The following is a 16,435-nucleotide window of genomic DNA, read 5'->3' on the forward strand; positions in this document are numbered from 1 at the left end:
CGATCTGACCGGCTGCGCCGATCGGGCAGCTGGTTCGTTCCGAAGAACAAGGGCACGCCACAGTGACGATCGTGACCGGCAAGGCCGAGGCTCGGCGAACATTGCAACCCGGTAGGTCCGGCGCGCTAAGGAATATCTGGGAGCATCGCGCCGACTACGCGTACGTGCTTCCGGCGATCGCCGTGATGCTCATCGTCATCGCCTATCCGATCTACTACACGATCGAGCTGTCGTTCTTTAAGACGCCGCCTGGCCTGCAACTGCGCGACAAGACCTTCCTCGGCTTCGACAACTACACGGCCATCCTCACCAGTGAGGTGTTCTGGAAAATCACCTGGAACACCGTGATCTGGACACTGGGGTCCACTTTCATCTCCTTTGTCCTGGGGTTTGCCACTGCGCTGGCGCTGCACCGCGACTTTATCGGCCGTGGTGTCCTGCGCGCTATCCTGATCGTTCCGTGGGTCATCAGCGCGGTCGCCGCCTCTTACATCTGGAAGTGGATCTACCATTCGGACTTCGGTATCATCGGCGCGGTGCTGGTCGGCCTCGGACTGGCCGACCGGCCGCCGAATTTCATCGACAATGTCAGCACGGTGCTGCCCTCCCTGATCGTCGTTAACATCTGGCGCGAGTTTCCGTTTGCCATGATCATGATGATGGCCGGCCTGCAGACGGTTCCCGACCAGTTGCTGCTCGCCGCAAAAGTCGACGGGGCCAACGCATGGCAGCGCTTCTGGCACGTCACCTTCCCGCACTTGCGCAGCGTCTCGGTGGTAACGATCCTGCTGCTCGCGGTGGCCAACTTCAACTCCTTCATCATTCCCTGGATCATGACCGGCGGCGGGCCGTCGAACGCATCGCATATCTGGATAACCCACATTTATGAGCTCGCCTTCGGCAGGCAGCGCTGGGGCGTGGCGTCGGCATATTCGGTGCTCCTGTTCCTGATCCTGATGACGCTGGGCTACTTCTATGTCCGTGCACTAAGCGGCGACGAGCGGAAAGACAGGAGCGCATGAGCACGATCGCCGACATTTCCTCTCGAGGCCAGACGCGTCGCCGCATGCGTGTCGACGGATGGCGGTGGGGCGGGCGCATCTTTCTCGTCTTCATGCTGCTTTACACCGCGGTGCCGATGATCTGGATGCTGATCACCTCGATCAAATCCGGGTTCGCGGCGACGCAATTCCCGCCGCAATGGTGGCCGGACGAGCCTACCCTCGCCAGCTATCAGAAGCTGCTCGATCCACAGAACAGCGTCGGTCAGGACTTCCTGCGCTTCTTCTGGAACAGTCTTTTCGTGTCGACCGCCACGACAATCCTTTCCGTGATCGTGGCGGTCCCTGCGGCCTACGCATTTTCGCGCTTCAGCTTCCCCGGCCGAAACTTCCTGTTCTTCGCCGTGCTGCTGCGCAACATGTTCCCAGCAGTGATCTTTCTGGTGCCGCTCTTCATCCTGATGCGCGCGATCGGGCTGATGAATACGCATGGCTCGCTGGTTCTCACCTACCTCACATTCGGCCTGCCACTGGCGATCTGGCTGCTCAAGGGCTTCTACGATAACATCCCGGTGCAACTCGAGCAGGCGGCGCGCATCGATGGCGCAACGCGGTTCCAGGCCTTCATCCTGATCGTGATGCCGCTCTCGATGCCAGGAATCATCGCCACCGCGATCTATTCCTTCATCGGCGCGTGGAACGAGTACATCTATGCCTATACGTTCCTCTCCAAGAACGACCAGTTGACCCTGCCGGTCGGCATCCAGCGCTTCTTCTCGGAAAATACGACTGACTTTCCGGGCCTGATGGCGGCCAGCTTCATGATGAGCGTGCCCGTCGTGGTGCTGTTCCTCGTCCTGCAACGCTACTTCGTACGCGCCCTTACAGAAGGCGCGGTCAAGCACTAGGGAGTTGCCTATGGCCCACGTGGTCCTCAAAGATCTCGTCAAGACCTATGGCGGCTTCAAAGCTGTCAACGACGTTTCGCTGACGGTCAATGACGGCGAGTTCGTTGCGCTCGTCGGCCCTTCAGGCTGCGGCAAGACAACCACGCTCAATCTCGTCGCGGGGCTGATCCCGATCACGTCGGGCGATATCGTCATCGGGGATCGGGTGGTCAACGACCTCGACCCTAAGGACCGGGACATCGCAATGGTGTTCCAGAACTACGCGTTGTACCCGCAGAAATCGGTCTACAAGAACCTGGCCTTTCCGCTGCAGATGCGCAAACTGCCCAGGGACGAGATCGACAAGAGGGTCAAGGAAGCGGCCCGAGTGCTCGACATGACGCACCTGCTCGAGCGCAAGCCGCGCGAACTTTCGGGCGGGCAGCAGCAGCGCGTTGCCTTGGGCCGTGCGCTCGTCCGCGACCCCGCTGTGTTCCTCATGGACGAGCCACTCTCCAACCTCGACGCCAAACTGCGCGTGCAGATGCGCTCTGAGATCAAGCGCTTCCACCAGGACCTCAAGGCGACGATCATCTATGTGACGCACGACCAGCTCGAAGCCGTGACCATGGCCGACAAGATGGCGGTGATGAACGGCGGCTACCTGCAGCAATATGATTCCCCGGCGCAGGTCTTTGCCCATCCGGTGAACATGTTCGTCGCCAGCTTCATCGGCAGTCCGGCGATGAGCCTTATTCCGCTGGAGGCAGCGACGGCAAACGGCAACACGGTGTTGACCAGCGCGGAGGGCTGGAGCCTTGAACTCTCGCCAAGCAACGCCCGGAAGGTCGCGAGGGCGACGACCAGGAAACTTGCGCTCGGCGCACGTCATTCGACTATCAAACTGCACAAGAGTCCGGTTCCCGGCGCCATTCCGGCCAAGGCCTATACGGTGGAACCAACCGGAGACGTCACCTTCGTACAGGCGTTCCTCTCCGGCGCCGTCGTCAACATCAGCGTGTCCCCAAATATCGCCGTCGCACCCGACGAGCGGATCTGGCTCGAGTTCGACCAGGAGCGGATGCATCTGTTCGACGGCGAAACTGAAATGGCCCTCAAGGCCGACTGAAACGGGCGGATGCGTGTGGAAAATGGGCGTGGATGACTACGAAGCTTAGGATAACAGCGATCAAGCCCTATCCGGTGTGGGTAGGGACGCGCAACCAGATGCTCGTCAAGGTCGAGACCGACCAGGGCATCTTCGGCTGGGGCGAGAGCGGCTTGAGCGGCCGCGAGAAGGCCGTGGCCGGCGCGGTCGAGCACTATCGCGAGTTTCTGATCGGCCGCGACCCCATGCAGATCGGCCGGATCTGGCAGGAGATTTATCGCAGCCAGTACTTTGAGGGCGGGCGGGTTCTGCAGGCAGCGATTTCCGCCATCGACATCGCCCTGCACGACATCAAGGGCAAGGCTCTGGGGGTGCCGGTCTACGAGCTCCTAGGCGGCAGGCAGCGCGACCGCATTCCCACCTTCGCCTCGACCGGAGACGAGGCCGAGGGCGATGTTGCCATCGAACGAGCCCGCGAACTACGCGCACAGGGGTGGCAGGCGATCCGCTTCTTCCCCTTTGGGCAAAACAGCAAGGACATCTTCGAGCCGCGCGAGTCCATCGGCGCTACCGCGAGGATGCTGAACAAGGCGCGAGAGGCGCTTGGCGACGACGTGGTCCTCGGCCTCGACTATCATCATCGGCTGTCGGTGGCCGAGGCCGCGAGCTTCTGCAACAAGCTCGGCCGCGGCGTGCTTGATTTCCTCGAGGAGCCGATCCGGGACGAGACGCCGGAGGCCTACGAATCCCTACGCACGATGACCGACATCCCCTTTGCCATCGGCGAGGAATTTGCCAGCAAGTGGCAGTTCCTGCCCTATATCGAGCGTGGCATCCATCAGTTCAACCGGCTCGATGTTTGCAATGTCGGCGGGCTTACCGAAGCAATGAAAGTCGCTGGCTGGAGCGAGGCGCACTATGTGGACCTGATGCCGCACAATCCCCTCGGTCCAGTGTGCACGGCCGCGACCGTGCATCTCGCCGCCGCGGTGCCCAATTTCGCGTGGCTCGAGACCAGGGCGCCCGAAATAAAACTGGGCTTCGACAATTCCGAGTTCTTCCCCGTGCAGCCGCGGCTCGACGGCCCCGATTATCCGGTCAGCGATCTGCCGGGGCTTGGCATCGAGGTCAACGAAGCGGCGATCCAGGCGCAGAGTTTGCGTTTCTGGGAGGCGCCTCACCTGAAGCGCCGCGACGGTTCCGTTACGAACTGGTAGTTCCCTCTCAACCGGAGTCCATCATGACGCATACTCCCGACATCACCCGGCCGCCTAAAGACCTGATCGACGCGCTGAGGGAGATCGGCGCCGCGACGGTTGCCGGCACGCTTGGCCATATGGGCTTCCGCAATCCGCACATGGTCGGTCCGGTGGCGCAAAACCATGGGAAATCCATCGTCGGGCCGGCGCTGACGCTGCAGTTCATGCCGCAGCGGCCGGACCTCTTCACCGAGGGAGAATATGCCGATCCGGAGACGCAATTACACCGGCACGTGCTCTATCACGCGCAGGAAGGCGATGTGGTGGTGGTCGATGCGCGCGGCGACATGAGCTCGGGTGTCTTCGGCGATATGATGTCGACGTATTTCAAGGGCAGAGGCGGCGCCGGCATCGTCATCGATGGATGCATGCGCGACCGGCCTAATGTCGAAAAGCTGGATCTGCCCCTATGGCTGCGTGGCTGGACGCCCAATTACCATGTGCAAACCAGCATCTATCCCAATGCCGTCAATGTTCCGATTGCCTGCGGCGGTGTCACGGTGATCCCCGGCGACATCATCGTCGCCGACGACGACGGGGTGGTGGTGCTCCCCGTCGCAATGGCCTCGAAGGTAATCGAAGACGCGAAGCAGCATCACGATTGGGAAGAATTCTCACGAGTGAAGCTCATGGAAGGGGCGCCGTTGCAACGCTACTATCCGCTGCATCCAAGTGCGAACGAGGAGTACGAGACTTGGCGGAAAACCAACCCCAAATCTTGATGGAGCAGAATCGGCACCATTGCAGGCGGTATTTAATCCGAAGCCGGATTGGCGATGACAAGCCCTCCAGAACGATGGGCTCCGACGCATCCGGTTGGATGCGTCGGAGCCAGGACTACGCGTGGCGGATTTCCGTTCCCAGTACCTTGAGGCATTCGCGGATGAACGCAGCAAGCGCCGTCCAACCTTTGGCTGAAACCATCGTCCCATCCACATAGGCATCGGTGGGCGATAGATCGATATAAGTGCCGCCGGCAAGCGTCACCTCCGGCTCGCAAGCCGCGAGCGCCGCCACCTTCTTGCCACGGACGACGCCGTCGACCGCGATCAGAATCTGGACGCCATGGCAGATCGTGAAGATCGGCTTTTTGGTCTCGTGAAAATGGCGCACCATCGCCTGCACGCGCTTGTCGGTGCGGATGTATTCGGGGCCACGACCGCCAGCGCAATAAACAGCATCGTATTGATCCAACTGCTTCTCAGCGTCGGAAAACGTCTTGTTGATCAGGGCATAGTGGCCGAGCTTTTCAGTATAGGTCTGATCGCCCTCGAAATCATGCAGCGAGGTCTTGATCAAATCCCCGGCGTTCTTGTCGGGGCAGACCACGTAGATGGTGTGACCGACGGCCTCCATCGCTTGCTGGTAGACGAAGATCTCGTATTCTTCGGTGAACTCACCGGTCAGCATCAGGATTTTTTTGCCTGGCATGTCTCTTCCTCTCGGCTTGTTTCAGGGCTAGGCGCACTGCGCGCCTCGCCCTCTAGGGGATCGAAATCGGGACAGAACGGGAAGTCGGGAAACATTCCTTGGCGTTGGCTTGGGTAGTTAGCGGCGCGCTCAGTTCGGCGGTGCCCCGGACAAAGGACATCGCGACGTCTACTCGAACGCAGGCAGGAGCCTGTCCCGCGAATTCTCGATATGCGCCCGCATCGCCTTCTCGGCTGCGTTCGCGTCGCGCGAAGCGAAAGCCGAAAGGATCGCCTCATGCTCATCGAGCGCCTCTTCGGTGACGCGCGAATGATACATCAGGCGGAAAATGTGGAAGTGCGTGTGCTGGTGACTCAGCGTCTCGCGGATCAGGTCGTTCTGGGCGAACTGCATGATCTTGTCATGGAAGATCGCATCCTGGCGCGCGAAATTCGAATAGCGCAGGCGTTCGTCCCTGCCTTCTCGCCGGGCCATCACCCCTGCTGCCTCCTGCAGGATCGCGAGGCCTGCCTGGTCCAGCCCGGCAGTGGCCTTGGCCGCGGCGGCCGGTTCGAGCAACAGGCGCAATTCGTAGAGTTCGTCGAACCTGCGCCGGGTGATCTGCGGCGCGGCGCGATAGCCGATCAGGTGTGTCTTCAGCACAAGTCCCTCACCCTCGAGTCGCCCAAGCGCCTCGCGGATTGGCGTGTGCGAGACGTTGAATTCCTTCACCAAGTTGTCGACCGTGATCCGGGATCCCGGGGCGATTTTGAGCGACATGAGCTGCTGGAAGATCGCCTCGTAGACGTCTCCCGCAAGGCCGTTGGCGCGGGCAATCCGGCCCGTCTGCGGCGTGTCCTTGTCGAGTGTAACGTCGGGGTTCTGCATCTTTTTGCCTCTTGACAGGTGCAAGCACTAACACGATGCTCTGGCCAATTCAATCCTATATCCTATACGATTTCATAGAGGATACTTTATGAGAATGGATCGACCATGACATTGTTCGCCGCGAGCCGATTGCCGCGCGAAATCCTGTTCGGCAAAGGGCAGCGCCAGGTTATCCCGGAGGTTGCGGCGAAACATGGCCGACGCGCCTACGTCTGCACCGACGAGCGTTTCGCCGGAACGCCGGCGTTTGCCGAGATGATCGCCTCGCTGAGGGGAGCCTCGATCGAAGTCCTTGTTTACGACAAGACCTTGCCGGATGTGCCGCGCGACAGCGTTGCGGTCTGCGTCGCCGAGGCAAAGGGCTTCAGGCCCGATATGGTAATCGGCATCGGCGGCGGCAGTTGCCTGGACATGGCCAAATGCGCGGCGCTCCTGATCAGTCACGGAGGCAGGCTTCAGGACTACTATGGCGAGTTCAAAGTGCCAGGCCCTACCCTGCCCGTCATCGCGGTGCCGACCACGGCCGGCACCGGCTCTGAAGTCACGCCCGTGGCCGTCATCTCCGACCCGGAGCGCACGCTGAAGGTCGGGATCTCCAGCCCTCATCTTATCGCCGCGGTCGCCTTGTGCGACCCGGATTTGACCCTGACCTGCCCGACGGCGCTGACGGCAATCGCCGGTGCGGACGCCCTTACCCATGCGATCGAGGCTTTCACGGCGGCCAGACGCGGCACGGACCCGACCTTGCCGCAGAAGCATGTCTTTGTCGGCAAGAGTGCCCTGACCGATCATTTCGCGCTGCTGGCTATCAAGCTTCTGGGCCGGAGTCTCGAGAGGGCTTGGCGGGACGGGTCGGATGAGGATGCGCGGGCCGATGTCATGATGGGTGCCCTGGCTGCCGGCTGCGCCTTTGGCACGGCCGGAACGGCTGCCGCTCATGCCGTGCAATATCCGGTCGGCGCGCTCACCCACACGCCACACGGATTGGGTGTCGCGACCATGCTTCCCTATGTCATGAGCTACAACCTGTCGGCTGCCGCCACTGAGATCGCGGAAGTGGGTGCAGCTCTCGGTGTCCCTGACGCTGGGAACGGTCCCCGTGACACAGCCGCCGCAACCATAGAGGCGGTCGCGCGGCTTTTTGGGGCGATCGGCATTACGAGAACGCTGGCCGAACTCGGGCTTCCCGCGGACAGGATCGACTGGACCGCCGAACAGGCGCTCGGCATCGACCGGCTGATCAAGAACAACCCGCGCAGCTTCGACATTGTCGCGATGCGGCGATTGGTCAAAGCGGCTTACGACGGCGACATGGCCGCCGCCGCGATGTAGCCGAGAGAGGCGGAGCCAATGAACATCTCTTCAGGGCAATTCGACGAGGACGCGGATATGTCCGACTACGCTACATTCTCGCATGGTCTTTATATCGACGGCCACTGGCGACCCTCGTCGGACGGCCGCATGATCGACGTGGTCGATCCCTCGACCGAAGCCATCATTGCGGCGGTCCCTGACGCCACGCTCGCCGACGCGGCCGCGGCGGTCGATGCCGCGGCCAAGGCGGCGACGGGTTGGCGCGAGACGCCACCGCGCAAGCGCTCGGAGATTCTCAGGCGCTGTTTCGAGCTGATGAGCGAGCGTGCCGAAATCCTGGCTGCGTTGATCTCGCTGGAGAACGGCAAGGCGCTGCGCGATGCGCGCGGCGAAATCGCCTATGCCGCCGAGTTCTTCCGCTGGAATGCCGAGGAAGCGGTCCGCATCAGCGGCGAGTTCGGCACCGCGCCGTCCGGCGCCAACCGCATCGTCGTCGACTACCAACCGATCGGTATTTGCCTCCTCGTCACACCATGGAATTTTCCCGCCGCCATGGCGACCCGCAAGATTGCGCCGGCGCTGGCGGCCGGATGCACCGTCGTCCTGAAACCGGCAAGCGAAACGCCTTTGACCGCCTACGCTCTTGCCGCACTCTACGAGGAAGCCGGCGTTCCGCCGGGTGTCATCAACGTTCTCACGACCTCTGCCCCTGGGCCGCTGACATCGGCAATGCTGGCGGACCCGCGCGTGCGCAAGCTTTCGTTCACAGGATCGACCGGCGTCGGGCGCATTCTCCTGGCCGAAGCGGCAAAGCACGTCATCTCCTGTTCCATGGAGCTTGGCGGCAACGCACCGTTCATCGTCTTCGACGACGCCGACCTGGAAGCAGCGCTCGACGGTGCGATGGTGGCCAAGATGCGCAATGCCGGCGAGGCCTGCACGGCCGCCAACCGCCTCTATGTCCAGGCCGGCATCCACGACGCCTTTGCCGAGGGACTGCGTGAACGGATGGTTGCGCTCAAGGTTGGTCCGGGTACGGACCCCGACACCGAATGCGGCCCGATGATCACCCGCAAGGCCGTCGACAAGATCGAGCGGCTGGTAGCGGACGCGGTCGATAGGGGAGCTCGAATTCTGTGCGGAGGCACATCCTTGGAGCACCGGGGCTATTTCTATCCGCCGACGGTCCTTCGCGACGTCCCCATCGATGCCGAGATGGCGCATGAGGAGATATTCGGGCCGGTGGCTCCGATCAGCCGCTTCGACGATGAGGCCTCTGTCATCGCGCGCGCCAACGACACCGAATACGGCCTCGCCGCCTATGTCTACACCCGTGACATTGCCAGGGGATTCCGCGTGGCATCGAAGATCGAGTCGGGCATGATCGCATTGAACCGCGGCCTGATGTCGGATCCTGCGGCACCTTTCGGCGGGGTCAAGCAGAGCGGACTGGGCCGCGAGGGTGGTCAGAAGCACGGCATTGCCGAGTTCATGGAGGCGAAGTACATCGCCGTGACCATCTGAGCAGACATCCATGCAAAGCGATCCGTTCCGTATTCGGGATCACGTGGCCGAGTTCGACGAAATCGTCGCCGAGCTTGTCCACCGCAGCGCGGAGACCAGGGCGAACACAGCCATGGTCGCAGACATCGCCTATGGACCTGATGCAACTGAAACCGTGGACCTGTTCTTCCCGCAAGGCAGCCGCCATCGCCTGCCGGTTCACATGTTCATCCATGGCGGCTACTGGAGAATGTTCTCCAAACGCGACTATTCCTATATCGCCGACACGGTGACGAACGCAGGTGCGATCGCGGTCATCCTCGACTACGCGCTGATGCCTGCCGCGAGAATGGCCACGATCGTCGACCAGGTACGCCGCGCCAAGCAGTGGGTTCTGGCCAACATCGCCGATCATGGCGGAAGCCCGGCGCATCTGACCGTCAGCGGTCATTCGGCGGGGGCACATCTTGCGACGTTTCTGTTCGACGGCGAGCAGTCCCCTTCGTACGTGAGAGCGGCCCTTCTGCTCAGCGGACTCTACGATTTGAAGCCGCTGCAGGATTCCTTTCTCGCCCACGAGATTGGAATCACAGACGAGGAGGTCGACACGTTCACACCGCTCGCCCATCGGCATGATCCTCTAACAAATGCGACGGTTTTGGTCGGGGCCAATGAGACGCCCCCCTTCCATCAGCAATCCGATCGATTCGTAGCGAGCTTGCTTCGGCAGGGATCGCGGGCAACCTCGCTTGTTCTCACAAACCGCAACCACATGGACAGCGTCAGAGACCTCGGCGTGCCGGGGACCCAGGCTGGTGATTGCCTGGCAGAGCTAATTGCAAACAATCGCTGAACTGCCCTTCCAGAACAGCGTTAAGGAGAAGTGATTTGCCAAACCGCTACGCCAGCTAAAACAATTCCAGCGACACCTTCGATGGTCCGAGAAATGGCGTCGAACAGGCGTGGCCGACTGTCGAAAAAATGCACCAAGCGCTCGCGAAACAGGATCGACAGCACCGCAACGCAAGACAGCGTCAGCGCCACCCCGGCCATCATTGTGATTGCGAAAAGAATGCCGGCCACCGGAACGCCCCTGGATATCGCAAAGGTCATCACAAAAAGCGTCAGCGGACAGGGGATCAAGCCGGCCATGACGCCGACGGCTTCACCCTCGTGCTTGTGGTGATGGCCGTGACTGAGTGCCCGCCACAGCATCCACAGGCCGATCAGCCCCAGCAGCCCGCGACTGACGTCTTCCAGTAGCGGCGCGCGGCCAACACTGCCTAGGGCAATGGACACCAACGGCAACGAGAGCACGGCAATCGTCACATGCGTGAAGGAAAGTGTCAGTGATACCAGAAGCCCACGCCTGACGCTGGCATCCGATCCGGCGAGATAAGTGGCCAGCACGGCTTTGCTATGGCCCGGCGTCAGCGCATGCGCTGCACCGAACAGAATGCCCATCGGCAGAAAGGCCGTGAAGGCCAGCCAATCGCCGCCGGCCGAAAGCAGTTTGATCTGCTCGGCCAGCGCCAGGTAGATCGTTCGTTGGAATTCGACCAGCGTCTGGAACATCACGCTGGAACCGGCCTCATTCTCAGGTCAATCAATTCAAAGGCCGAATTGGACATGCTCCCCTGCCTATAAGTGGCTCTTTTTTCAGAACAGGTCGCCGTTCAGCCAGCCTTGACATGATCACGGCGCTGCCGGCGACGCTTGGCCTGGCTGGTCCTTGTCCGTCGTCGCGCGAATGTAGTTCAGGTTCTTGGTTCCGACGGCGCCGATATCGCTGACCTGGAATCCGCTCTCGGTCAACAGCGAGGCGACCGAATGCATATCGACATGACCATGCTTGTGGAGCCTGGGCAATCTGGACTTGCGCACCGGCCTGCCGAAATCGATGAGCAACAGCCGGCCTGCTGGCTTCAAGACGCGTGCCGCCTCGCGGATGAAGGCCGATCGAACGGGCTTCGACAGATGATGCAGCATCAGCGTGCCGACGACGATATCGAATTGCGCGTCCTTGAAGGGAAGCTCCTGCGCCGTCCCGTTGACGAAAGTCAGATCGAGACCGGACCGCTCGGCCTTGGCGCGCGCCCTCTCGATCATTTCGGCCGACGCATCGACGCCGGTGACGCTTCCGTCCGAACCAACCAGCCGCTTCGCGGCAATGGCAAGGGTTCCCGTGCCGCAGGCGACATCGAGCATCGCTTCGCCGGGCTGGAGCTTTGCCGGGCGAAGCATGAACTCCCGAAACCGGCCCTCGCGCCCAAAGGTCAGAACGCGCGCAAGCAAATCATAGGCCGCCGCCCGGTGCAGGACGATGCCGATGCCCCTGTCGCTCGCGCTTTGCGCGCCGTTGCCGACGAGCCCCCTGTGACGCACGCTGCCCCACAGCGCCAGTCCCGCGATCGCCGCAAGGACGAGGCCGTGGAATGCCGCCGTCCAGGCGCCGGCCTGAATATAGCCCATGCCCAATTTGGCGAGGACGAGAAAGCCGGCGACCAGCGACAGCTTGGCAAGCAGGGCCAACGCTATCAGCCTCTTGCGCGAATGCGGTCCGTTACCGGCGTGATGATCGGATGAATGCATGTCTGGCGACCTTCTGCTTCATTGCGGCGTGCCCAAACCCGATTTGAGCTCCTGGACTTGGCGTATCATAATGGACATAATGTCTGGAAATGCTGTTGTCGGACACCGGATCGCCGAATGTCCGAAACCGGGCACTGCAGAGGGCCGTGACCATGAAAATCGAAGGTGCGGGCGAGCGGAACACGATCGATCGACGCGTCGCGCGGACGCGCGGCCTGCTGCAGGACGCGCTCATCGCCCTGATCCCGGAGCAGGGATATGCTGCCATCAAAGTCGATGACATTTGCCAGAGGGCCAATGTCGGCAGATCGACCTTCTATACCCACTATGCCGACAAGGATGCTCTGCGCAGCGCGACCATCGAGGCGCATCTGCGGTCGATCGGCCGCAGGCGTGAGGCGGCAAGTCAAGCAGCAGGTAGCCGCCTGTTCGAGTTCAGCCTGCCCATGTTCGAGCACGCCCATGCGTTCCGACCGCTTCACCACGCATTGCTTGCAAGCAGCGGCGATACGATCCACGACGAATTGCGTGAGCGTATCCGGCGAGCCGTCCGGGAAGAACTCGTCGAGAAACGGATCGGCGATCGCGGCATGCCTGCCGAATTCGCCATTCAGTTCATCGCCGGCGCATTTCTTGCGGTCCTCGCCTGGTGGGTCGCCACCGACATGAACCTTTCACCAGCACAGGCAGACGACCTGTTCCAGAGGATGGCAGGAAAAGGCATCGAAGCCTGACCAGTCGTCGGCTATCGAGCTTGCAATGATCGTTCGACCTTCGTCTGGAACCGTTCCGCTGGACACGCATTATGGCCATAGCGGTCGATTTCTCAGGAATGTAGCCGCTCCCATTGAAAGCCCGCCCTATGTGTGGCGGGCTTTCAAATTGATTCACTACCGATCGCCAGAACGTCGCACTGACAGAATGAAGCGGGACGCGCCGCTCATCGGGGTTCTGATGATCTGGAACCAGCACAAAGGTCGCCGTCAAGAAAGGCTAGGCTTCCCCTGTATCAGACGTGGCTCTTGGGCTGGCTCCTTCGAACCAGCCGGCCCTAACCAGCTCAGCTTGGAGAAGATCCGCGACGTCAGATGACGCTCAGCGTCACGGCTGCAAGAACAAGATAACGGCCGACCTTGGCGGCAGTGACCAGCACAAGGAAAACCCGAAAAGGCTCGTGCAGGACGCCCGCGACGACGGTTAGCGGATCACCGACAACCGGCAGCCAGCTCAGCAGGAGCGACCATTTTCCATAGCGCTGATACCACATTTGCGAGCGTTCCAGGCGCGCGTGGTTCATCGGAAACCACCGCCGGCTCCGGAAGCGCTCGATGCCTCGCCCGAGCACCCAGTTGATCACCGATCCAAGCACGTTGCCGACGCTCGCGACCGCGATAAGCGGCCAGGGCGAGTAATCCGCAAGCAGCAGCCCGACCAGCACTGCTTCCGATTGCATCGGCAGGATCGTCGCGGCCAGCAAGGCCGCCAGGAACAGACTGGCATAGGCCGCGAGATCGGTCATTGAACCGCATATCCGCCAGTCGACCTAATGATGGTGACCTTCGGGTTCGACCATCTTGAACGGCAGCACCTGCTCGCTACCCTTCGCGGTCAGCACCAACCTCGCCTGGAACTCATGCGGCTCGGCCGGGGCGACCGTGCTCTCAAGGCGGTGATGGTTGTCAGCGACGGGTTCGAGGCGAAGCGTCTCCGGCCCGCCGGGCCGGTCGATGATCACCGTCGCCGTCAAATCGTCGGCGTGACGATCGATGGTCAGCCGCATCCGCTCGCCGGCCGCCGTGTCGACGATTTCCAACCTCCCTTCAGCCAGATCGCAGGCCACCTTGAAGGGCTCCGGCGCATGATGGTGAGCATGAGTGGCTTCCGCGCCAGTGACGGCCGGCCTGGCCAAGCTCACCAAGCGGACATTGGCTTCCGCCAACGCCGGCAAGTGGGCGAACAACTCCTCCTTGAGGGCTTCGGTTACGCCCAGCACGTCCTTGGCCGTCGCCATCTCCGGAACACTGATGGCGACGTCGGCATGCAGACGATGTCCGATCCAGCGCGCCTGCACGCTTTCAACGCGCCCGATGCCCGACACGTGCTCGGCGGCATGATGGATTTCGTCAATGATGCCGGGCTCGACACCATCGAGCATGCGCGTGAGGACCGCTTTCGACGACTGCCAGACGATAGCGAAGATCGCCACGGTGATCAGCAGCCCGATGATCGGATCGGCAAGCGGAAAGCCCAGCCATACGCCAATAGCGCCCAGCACGACCGCCAGACTGGTAAAGCCGTCGGTGCGAGCATGGTAGCCGTCCGCGATCAGCGCAGCGCTGTTGATCTCTCGCCCGACGCGGATACGAAATACGGCGACCGCTTCGTTGCCGATGAAACCGATTAGGCCGGCGATGGCGACCCAGCCAAGAAGTGTGATGGGCTTCGGATTGATCAACCGGTCGATCGCTTCATAGCCGGCGACGATGGCGCTGAAGAGGATGATGAGAACGATGACGATTCCGGCCAGATCCTCGACCCGGCCCAGCCCGTAGGTGAACGTCTTGCTCGGTTTGCGGCGGGCCAGCACGAACGCGATCCATAGCGGTATGGCGGTGACCGCGTCGCCGACATTGTGGATCGTGTCGGCCAGCAGCGCTACGCTGCCGGAGAGGAACACGACCACGAGTTGAAGCGCCGCCGTGATGGCCAGAATGACGAACGACCATTTGATCGCCCAGATGCCGCGCGTCGTCGTCGCGATCGTCGGATCGATGACGCCGTGTGTGTGGCCATGGCCGCCATGGCCGCCATCACCGTGATCATGTCCATGGCCGCCCATGCCACGCGTCATCGGGCCAAACCCGAACCAATCGCGAATTTCGTCCCTCATGGTTTTCACAGGTACTTGGTGATGACCTTGAACTCGTCGATCGAGCGGCGCTGTTCGCGCGCCAGCGGCCCGACGACGTCTTCAAGGCAGTGGTTGAGATGATCCTGGATCAGGGTTTTCTTGGCTTGCGAAATGGCCTTCTCGACAGCATGAAGCTGTTGGGCGAGGTCGAGGCAGGGCCGGCCCGCTTCGATCATTTCGATGACGCCCTTGAGATGTCCATCGGCTCGTTTCAGGCGCTTGACGATATCGGGATGGGTTTCGTGGATGTGGGGCTGGCCATTCATAACTTGATACTATCCTCCTGGAGGGGATATGCAAGTCTCCTCATGCCTATTCGATCCGACGCAAGAGTCGTGACACTGAACTCCGAAAATGGATGTCCAACTTCCGGGGTCAGTCGCCGGGTTTTTCTTTTCGGGTGATTGACCAGCGCCGGCCCGGTCATGCGGAGCCGGCTGTCACTGCATGCTGAGCAGAGCCTTGCGGAAGCGCAACGAGGCGAGCACGACAAACGTGAAGCCTATGATGGCGAGTGCTGCCATCTGCGGCCAGACGATTGCAAGGCGGGCGCCACGATAAAGGACCGCCTGCGACAGGGCGACGAAATGCGGCGACGGCGAAGCCATCATCGCCTCCTGAAGCCAGGCCGGCATGCTCTCCATGGGCGTCGTGCTGCCGGACAGAAGGTTCATGACGATAAGCACCGGCATGACGATCAGGCCGAACTGTGCCATGGAGGTCGAGACCGTGGCGATGAGGATGCCGAGCGCGGTGGTCGAGAAGAGATAGAGCACGGCGGCGCTCACGAAGAGCGGCAGCGAACCCGCCACCGGGACGCCCAGAAGACGCTCGACGACGACCAACAGTGAGAAGATAGCGGCCACTACGATCACCAGTCCATTTGCCCAAATCTTGGCGAGCATGATCTCGATCGGCCTGACCGGCATGACGAGAAGATGTTCGATCGTGCCATGTTCCCGCTCGCGGATGAGGGCCGCACCCGCCAGGATCACCGACAGCATGGTGATATTGTTGATCACCTGCATGACGGCGGTAAACCAATCGGATTTGAGATTGGGATTGAACTTGGCGCGCATCACGAGGTCGATCGGCTCGGCCTGTACTGTAGTGGGCATTGCGGCAAGCACCTCTTGAAGGAGAATGTTCTGGATATAGGAGGCGCCATTGCCGGCCTGCGACATGGCGGTGGCGTCGATGTCGAGGCCGATCTCGGGATGCCGCCGGGCAATCACGTCCTGCTCGAATTTGGGCGGAATCTCGACGACGAAGACGAAGCGCCCGGAATCCATCGCCTGGTCGACCTCGTCGGCATCGATCAGCACAGGCTCCTTGAAGAAGGGCTTCAGCAGCGCATCGTGCAGGCGGGCGGAAAGCATGGAATGGTCTTCGTCGACGACCGCAACGGACGCGTTCTCGACCTCGAATTTCGCACCCGTCGAGACGGCGTAGATGGCGAAGGTGAAGGTGTAGACGATCAGCAGCATCAGGACCGGATCGGACCACAGGCTGCGGAGTTCCTTGATGCCAAGGCGTAAGATTGTGACCGGGGACGCGGCCAT

17 protein-coding genes are annotated in these 16,435 nt (G+C 61.5%); 9 read left to right on the top strand and 8 right to left on the bottom strand.

From position 1 onward, the window contains the following. The first annotated feature begins 62 nt into the window (after nucleotides 1–62). From NKI49_RS06990 to NKI49_RS07010, 5 genes are read left to right on the top strand one after another with little or no spacing between them, the layout of a single operon-like run. Nucleotides 63–1,022: a carbohydrate ABC transporter permease gene (locus NKI49_RS06990; RefSeq protein ID WP_352606268.1), complete on the top strand. Its 960-nt coding sequence runs from the start codon at nucleotides 63–65 to the stop codon at nucleotides 1,020–1,022. Further along, the gene (locus NKI49_RS06995; protein WP_352606266.1) at nucleotides 1,019–1,909 is read left to right on the top strand and encodes a carbohydrate ABC transporter permease; all 891 of its coding nucleotides are present in this window, start codon (nucleotides 1,019–1,021) and stop codon (nucleotides 1,907–1,909) included. The genes NKI49_RS06990 and NKI49_RS06995 overlap by 4 nt, the downstream gene beginning before the upstream one ends. A gap of 10 nt (nucleotides 1,910–1,919) precedes the next feature. Further along, on the top strand, nucleotides 1,920–3,017 hold the full coding sequence (locus NKI49_RS07000) for an ABC transporter ATP-binding protein (protein ID WP_352606264.1): 1,098 nt from the start codon (nucleotides 1,920–1,922) through the stop codon (nucleotides 3,015–3,017). A 32-nt stretch (nucleotides 3,018–3,049) separates the two neighbouring features. Next, complete coding sequence (locus NKI49_RS07005) at nucleotides 3,050–4,213, top strand: mandelate racemase/muconate lactonizing enzyme family protein (RefSeq protein ID WP_352606262.1); 1,164 nt, start codon at nucleotides 3,050–3,052, stop codon at nucleotides 4,211–4,213. 23 nt (nucleotides 4,214–4,236) lie between these two features. Beyond that, a complete protein-coding gene (locus NKI49_RS07010) occupies nucleotides 4,237–4,977 on the top strand; it encodes a ribonuclease activity regulator RraA (RefSeq protein ID WP_352606260.1) in 741 nt (246 codons plus the stop codon). 115 nt (nucleotides 4,978–5,092) lie between these two features. Here NKI49_RS07010 and NKI49_RS07015 read toward each other — a convergent pair whose 3' ends face one another. After that, nucleotides 5,093–5,686: a DJ-1/PfpI family protein gene (locus NKI49_RS07015; RefSeq protein WP_352606258.1), complete on the bottom strand. Its 594-nt coding sequence runs from the start codon at nucleotides 5,684–5,686 to the stop codon at nucleotides 5,093–5,095. Nucleotides 5,687–5,854: 168 nt separating this feature from the next. Beyond that, nucleotides 5,855–6,553, bottom strand: coding sequence for a GntR family transcriptional regulator (locus tag NKI49_RS07020; protein WP_352606256.1), 699 nt, complete (start codon nucleotides 6,551–6,553; stop codon nucleotides 5,855–5,857). Nucleotides 6,554–6,658: 105 nt separating this feature from the next. Between NKI49_RS07020 and NKI49_RS07025 the strand changes: the two genes are divergently transcribed. From NKI49_RS07025 to NKI49_RS07035, 3 genes are read left to right on the top strand one after another with little or no spacing between them, the layout of a single operon-like run. Beyond that, nucleotides 6,659–7,885 carry an iron-containing alcohol dehydrogenase gene (locus tag NKI49_RS07025; RefSeq protein ID WP_352606254.1) on the top strand — a complete coding sequence of 409 codons (1,227 nt, stop codon included), beginning with the start codon at nucleotides 6,659–6,661 and terminating at the stop codon, nucleotides 7,883–7,885. 18 nt (nucleotides 7,886–7,903) lie between these two features. Beyond that, on the top strand, nucleotides 7,904–9,391 hold the full coding sequence (locus NKI49_RS07030) for an NAD-dependent succinate-semialdehyde dehydrogenase (RefSeq protein WP_352606253.1): 1,488 nt from the start codon (nucleotides 7,904–7,906) through the stop codon (nucleotides 9,389–9,391). 10 nt (nucleotides 9,392–9,401) lie between these two features. Beyond that, nucleotides 9,402–10,223: an alpha/beta hydrolase gene (locus tag NKI49_RS07035; RefSeq protein ID WP_352606251.1), complete on the top strand. Its 822-nt coding sequence runs from the start codon at nucleotides 9,402–9,404 to the stop codon at nucleotides 10,221–10,223. 20 nt (nucleotides 10,224–10,243) lie between these two features. Here the strand turns inward: NKI49_RS07035 and NKI49_RS07040 are convergent, their stop codons facing one another. Next, nucleotides 10,244–10,945, bottom strand: coding sequence for a HoxN/HupN/NixA family nickel/cobalt transporter (locus NKI49_RS07040; RefSeq protein WP_352606249.1), 702 nt, complete (start codon nucleotides 10,943–10,945; stop codon nucleotides 10,244–10,246). A 120-nt stretch (nucleotides 10,946–11,065) separates the two neighbouring features. Then, entirely contained in the window at nucleotides 11,066–11,962 is an 897-nt protein-coding gene (locus NKI49_RS07045; RefSeq protein ID WP_352606247.1) for a class I SAM-dependent methyltransferase, read from the bottom strand. A gap of 152 nt (nucleotides 11,963–12,114) precedes the next feature. Between NKI49_RS07045 and NKI49_RS07050 the strand changes: the two genes are divergently transcribed. Continuing rightward, nucleotides 12,115–12,696 (top strand): TetR/AcrR family transcriptional regulator, encoded by a 582-nt coding sequence (locus NKI49_RS07050; protein WP_352606314.1) that lies wholly within the window; start codon nucleotides 12,115–12,117, stop codon nucleotides 12,694–12,696. A gap of 350 nt (nucleotides 12,697–13,046) precedes the next feature. Here NKI49_RS07050 and NKI49_RS07055 read toward each other — a convergent pair whose 3' ends face one another. The 4 genes from NKI49_RS07055 to NKI49_RS07070 form a co-directional block, all read right to left on the bottom strand. Continuing rightward, the gene (locus NKI49_RS07055; RefSeq protein WP_352606245.1) at nucleotides 13,047–13,481 is read right to left on the bottom strand and encodes a YqaA family protein; all 435 of its coding nucleotides are present in this window, start codon (nucleotides 13,479–13,481) and stop codon (nucleotides 13,047–13,049) included. Nucleotides 13,482–13,505: 24 nt separating this feature from the next. Continuing rightward, the gene (locus NKI49_RS07060) at nucleotides 13,506–14,852 is read right to left on the bottom strand and encodes a cation diffusion facilitator family transporter (protein ID WP_352606243.1); all 1,347 of its coding nucleotides are present in this window, start codon (nucleotides 14,850–14,852) and stop codon (nucleotides 13,506–13,508) included. Between the two features lie 5 nt (nucleotides 14,853–14,857). After that, nucleotides 14,858–15,139: a metal-sensing transcriptional repressor gene (locus NKI49_RS07065; RefSeq protein ID WP_352606241.1), complete on the bottom strand. Its 282-nt coding sequence runs from the start codon at nucleotides 15,137–15,139 to the stop codon at nucleotides 14,858–14,860. Between the two features lie 174 nt (nucleotides 15,140–15,313). Then, nucleotides 15,314–16,435, bottom strand: coding sequence for an ABC transporter permease (locus NKI49_RS07070; protein ID WP_352606239.1), 1,122 nt, complete (start codon nucleotides 16,433–16,435; stop codon nucleotides 15,314–15,316).

It is taken from the genome of Mesorhizobium sp. M0587 (assembly GCF_040320945.1).
Classification (GTDB): domain Bacteria; phylum Pseudomonadota; class Alphaproteobacteria; order Rhizobiales; family Rhizobiaceae; genus Mesorhizobium.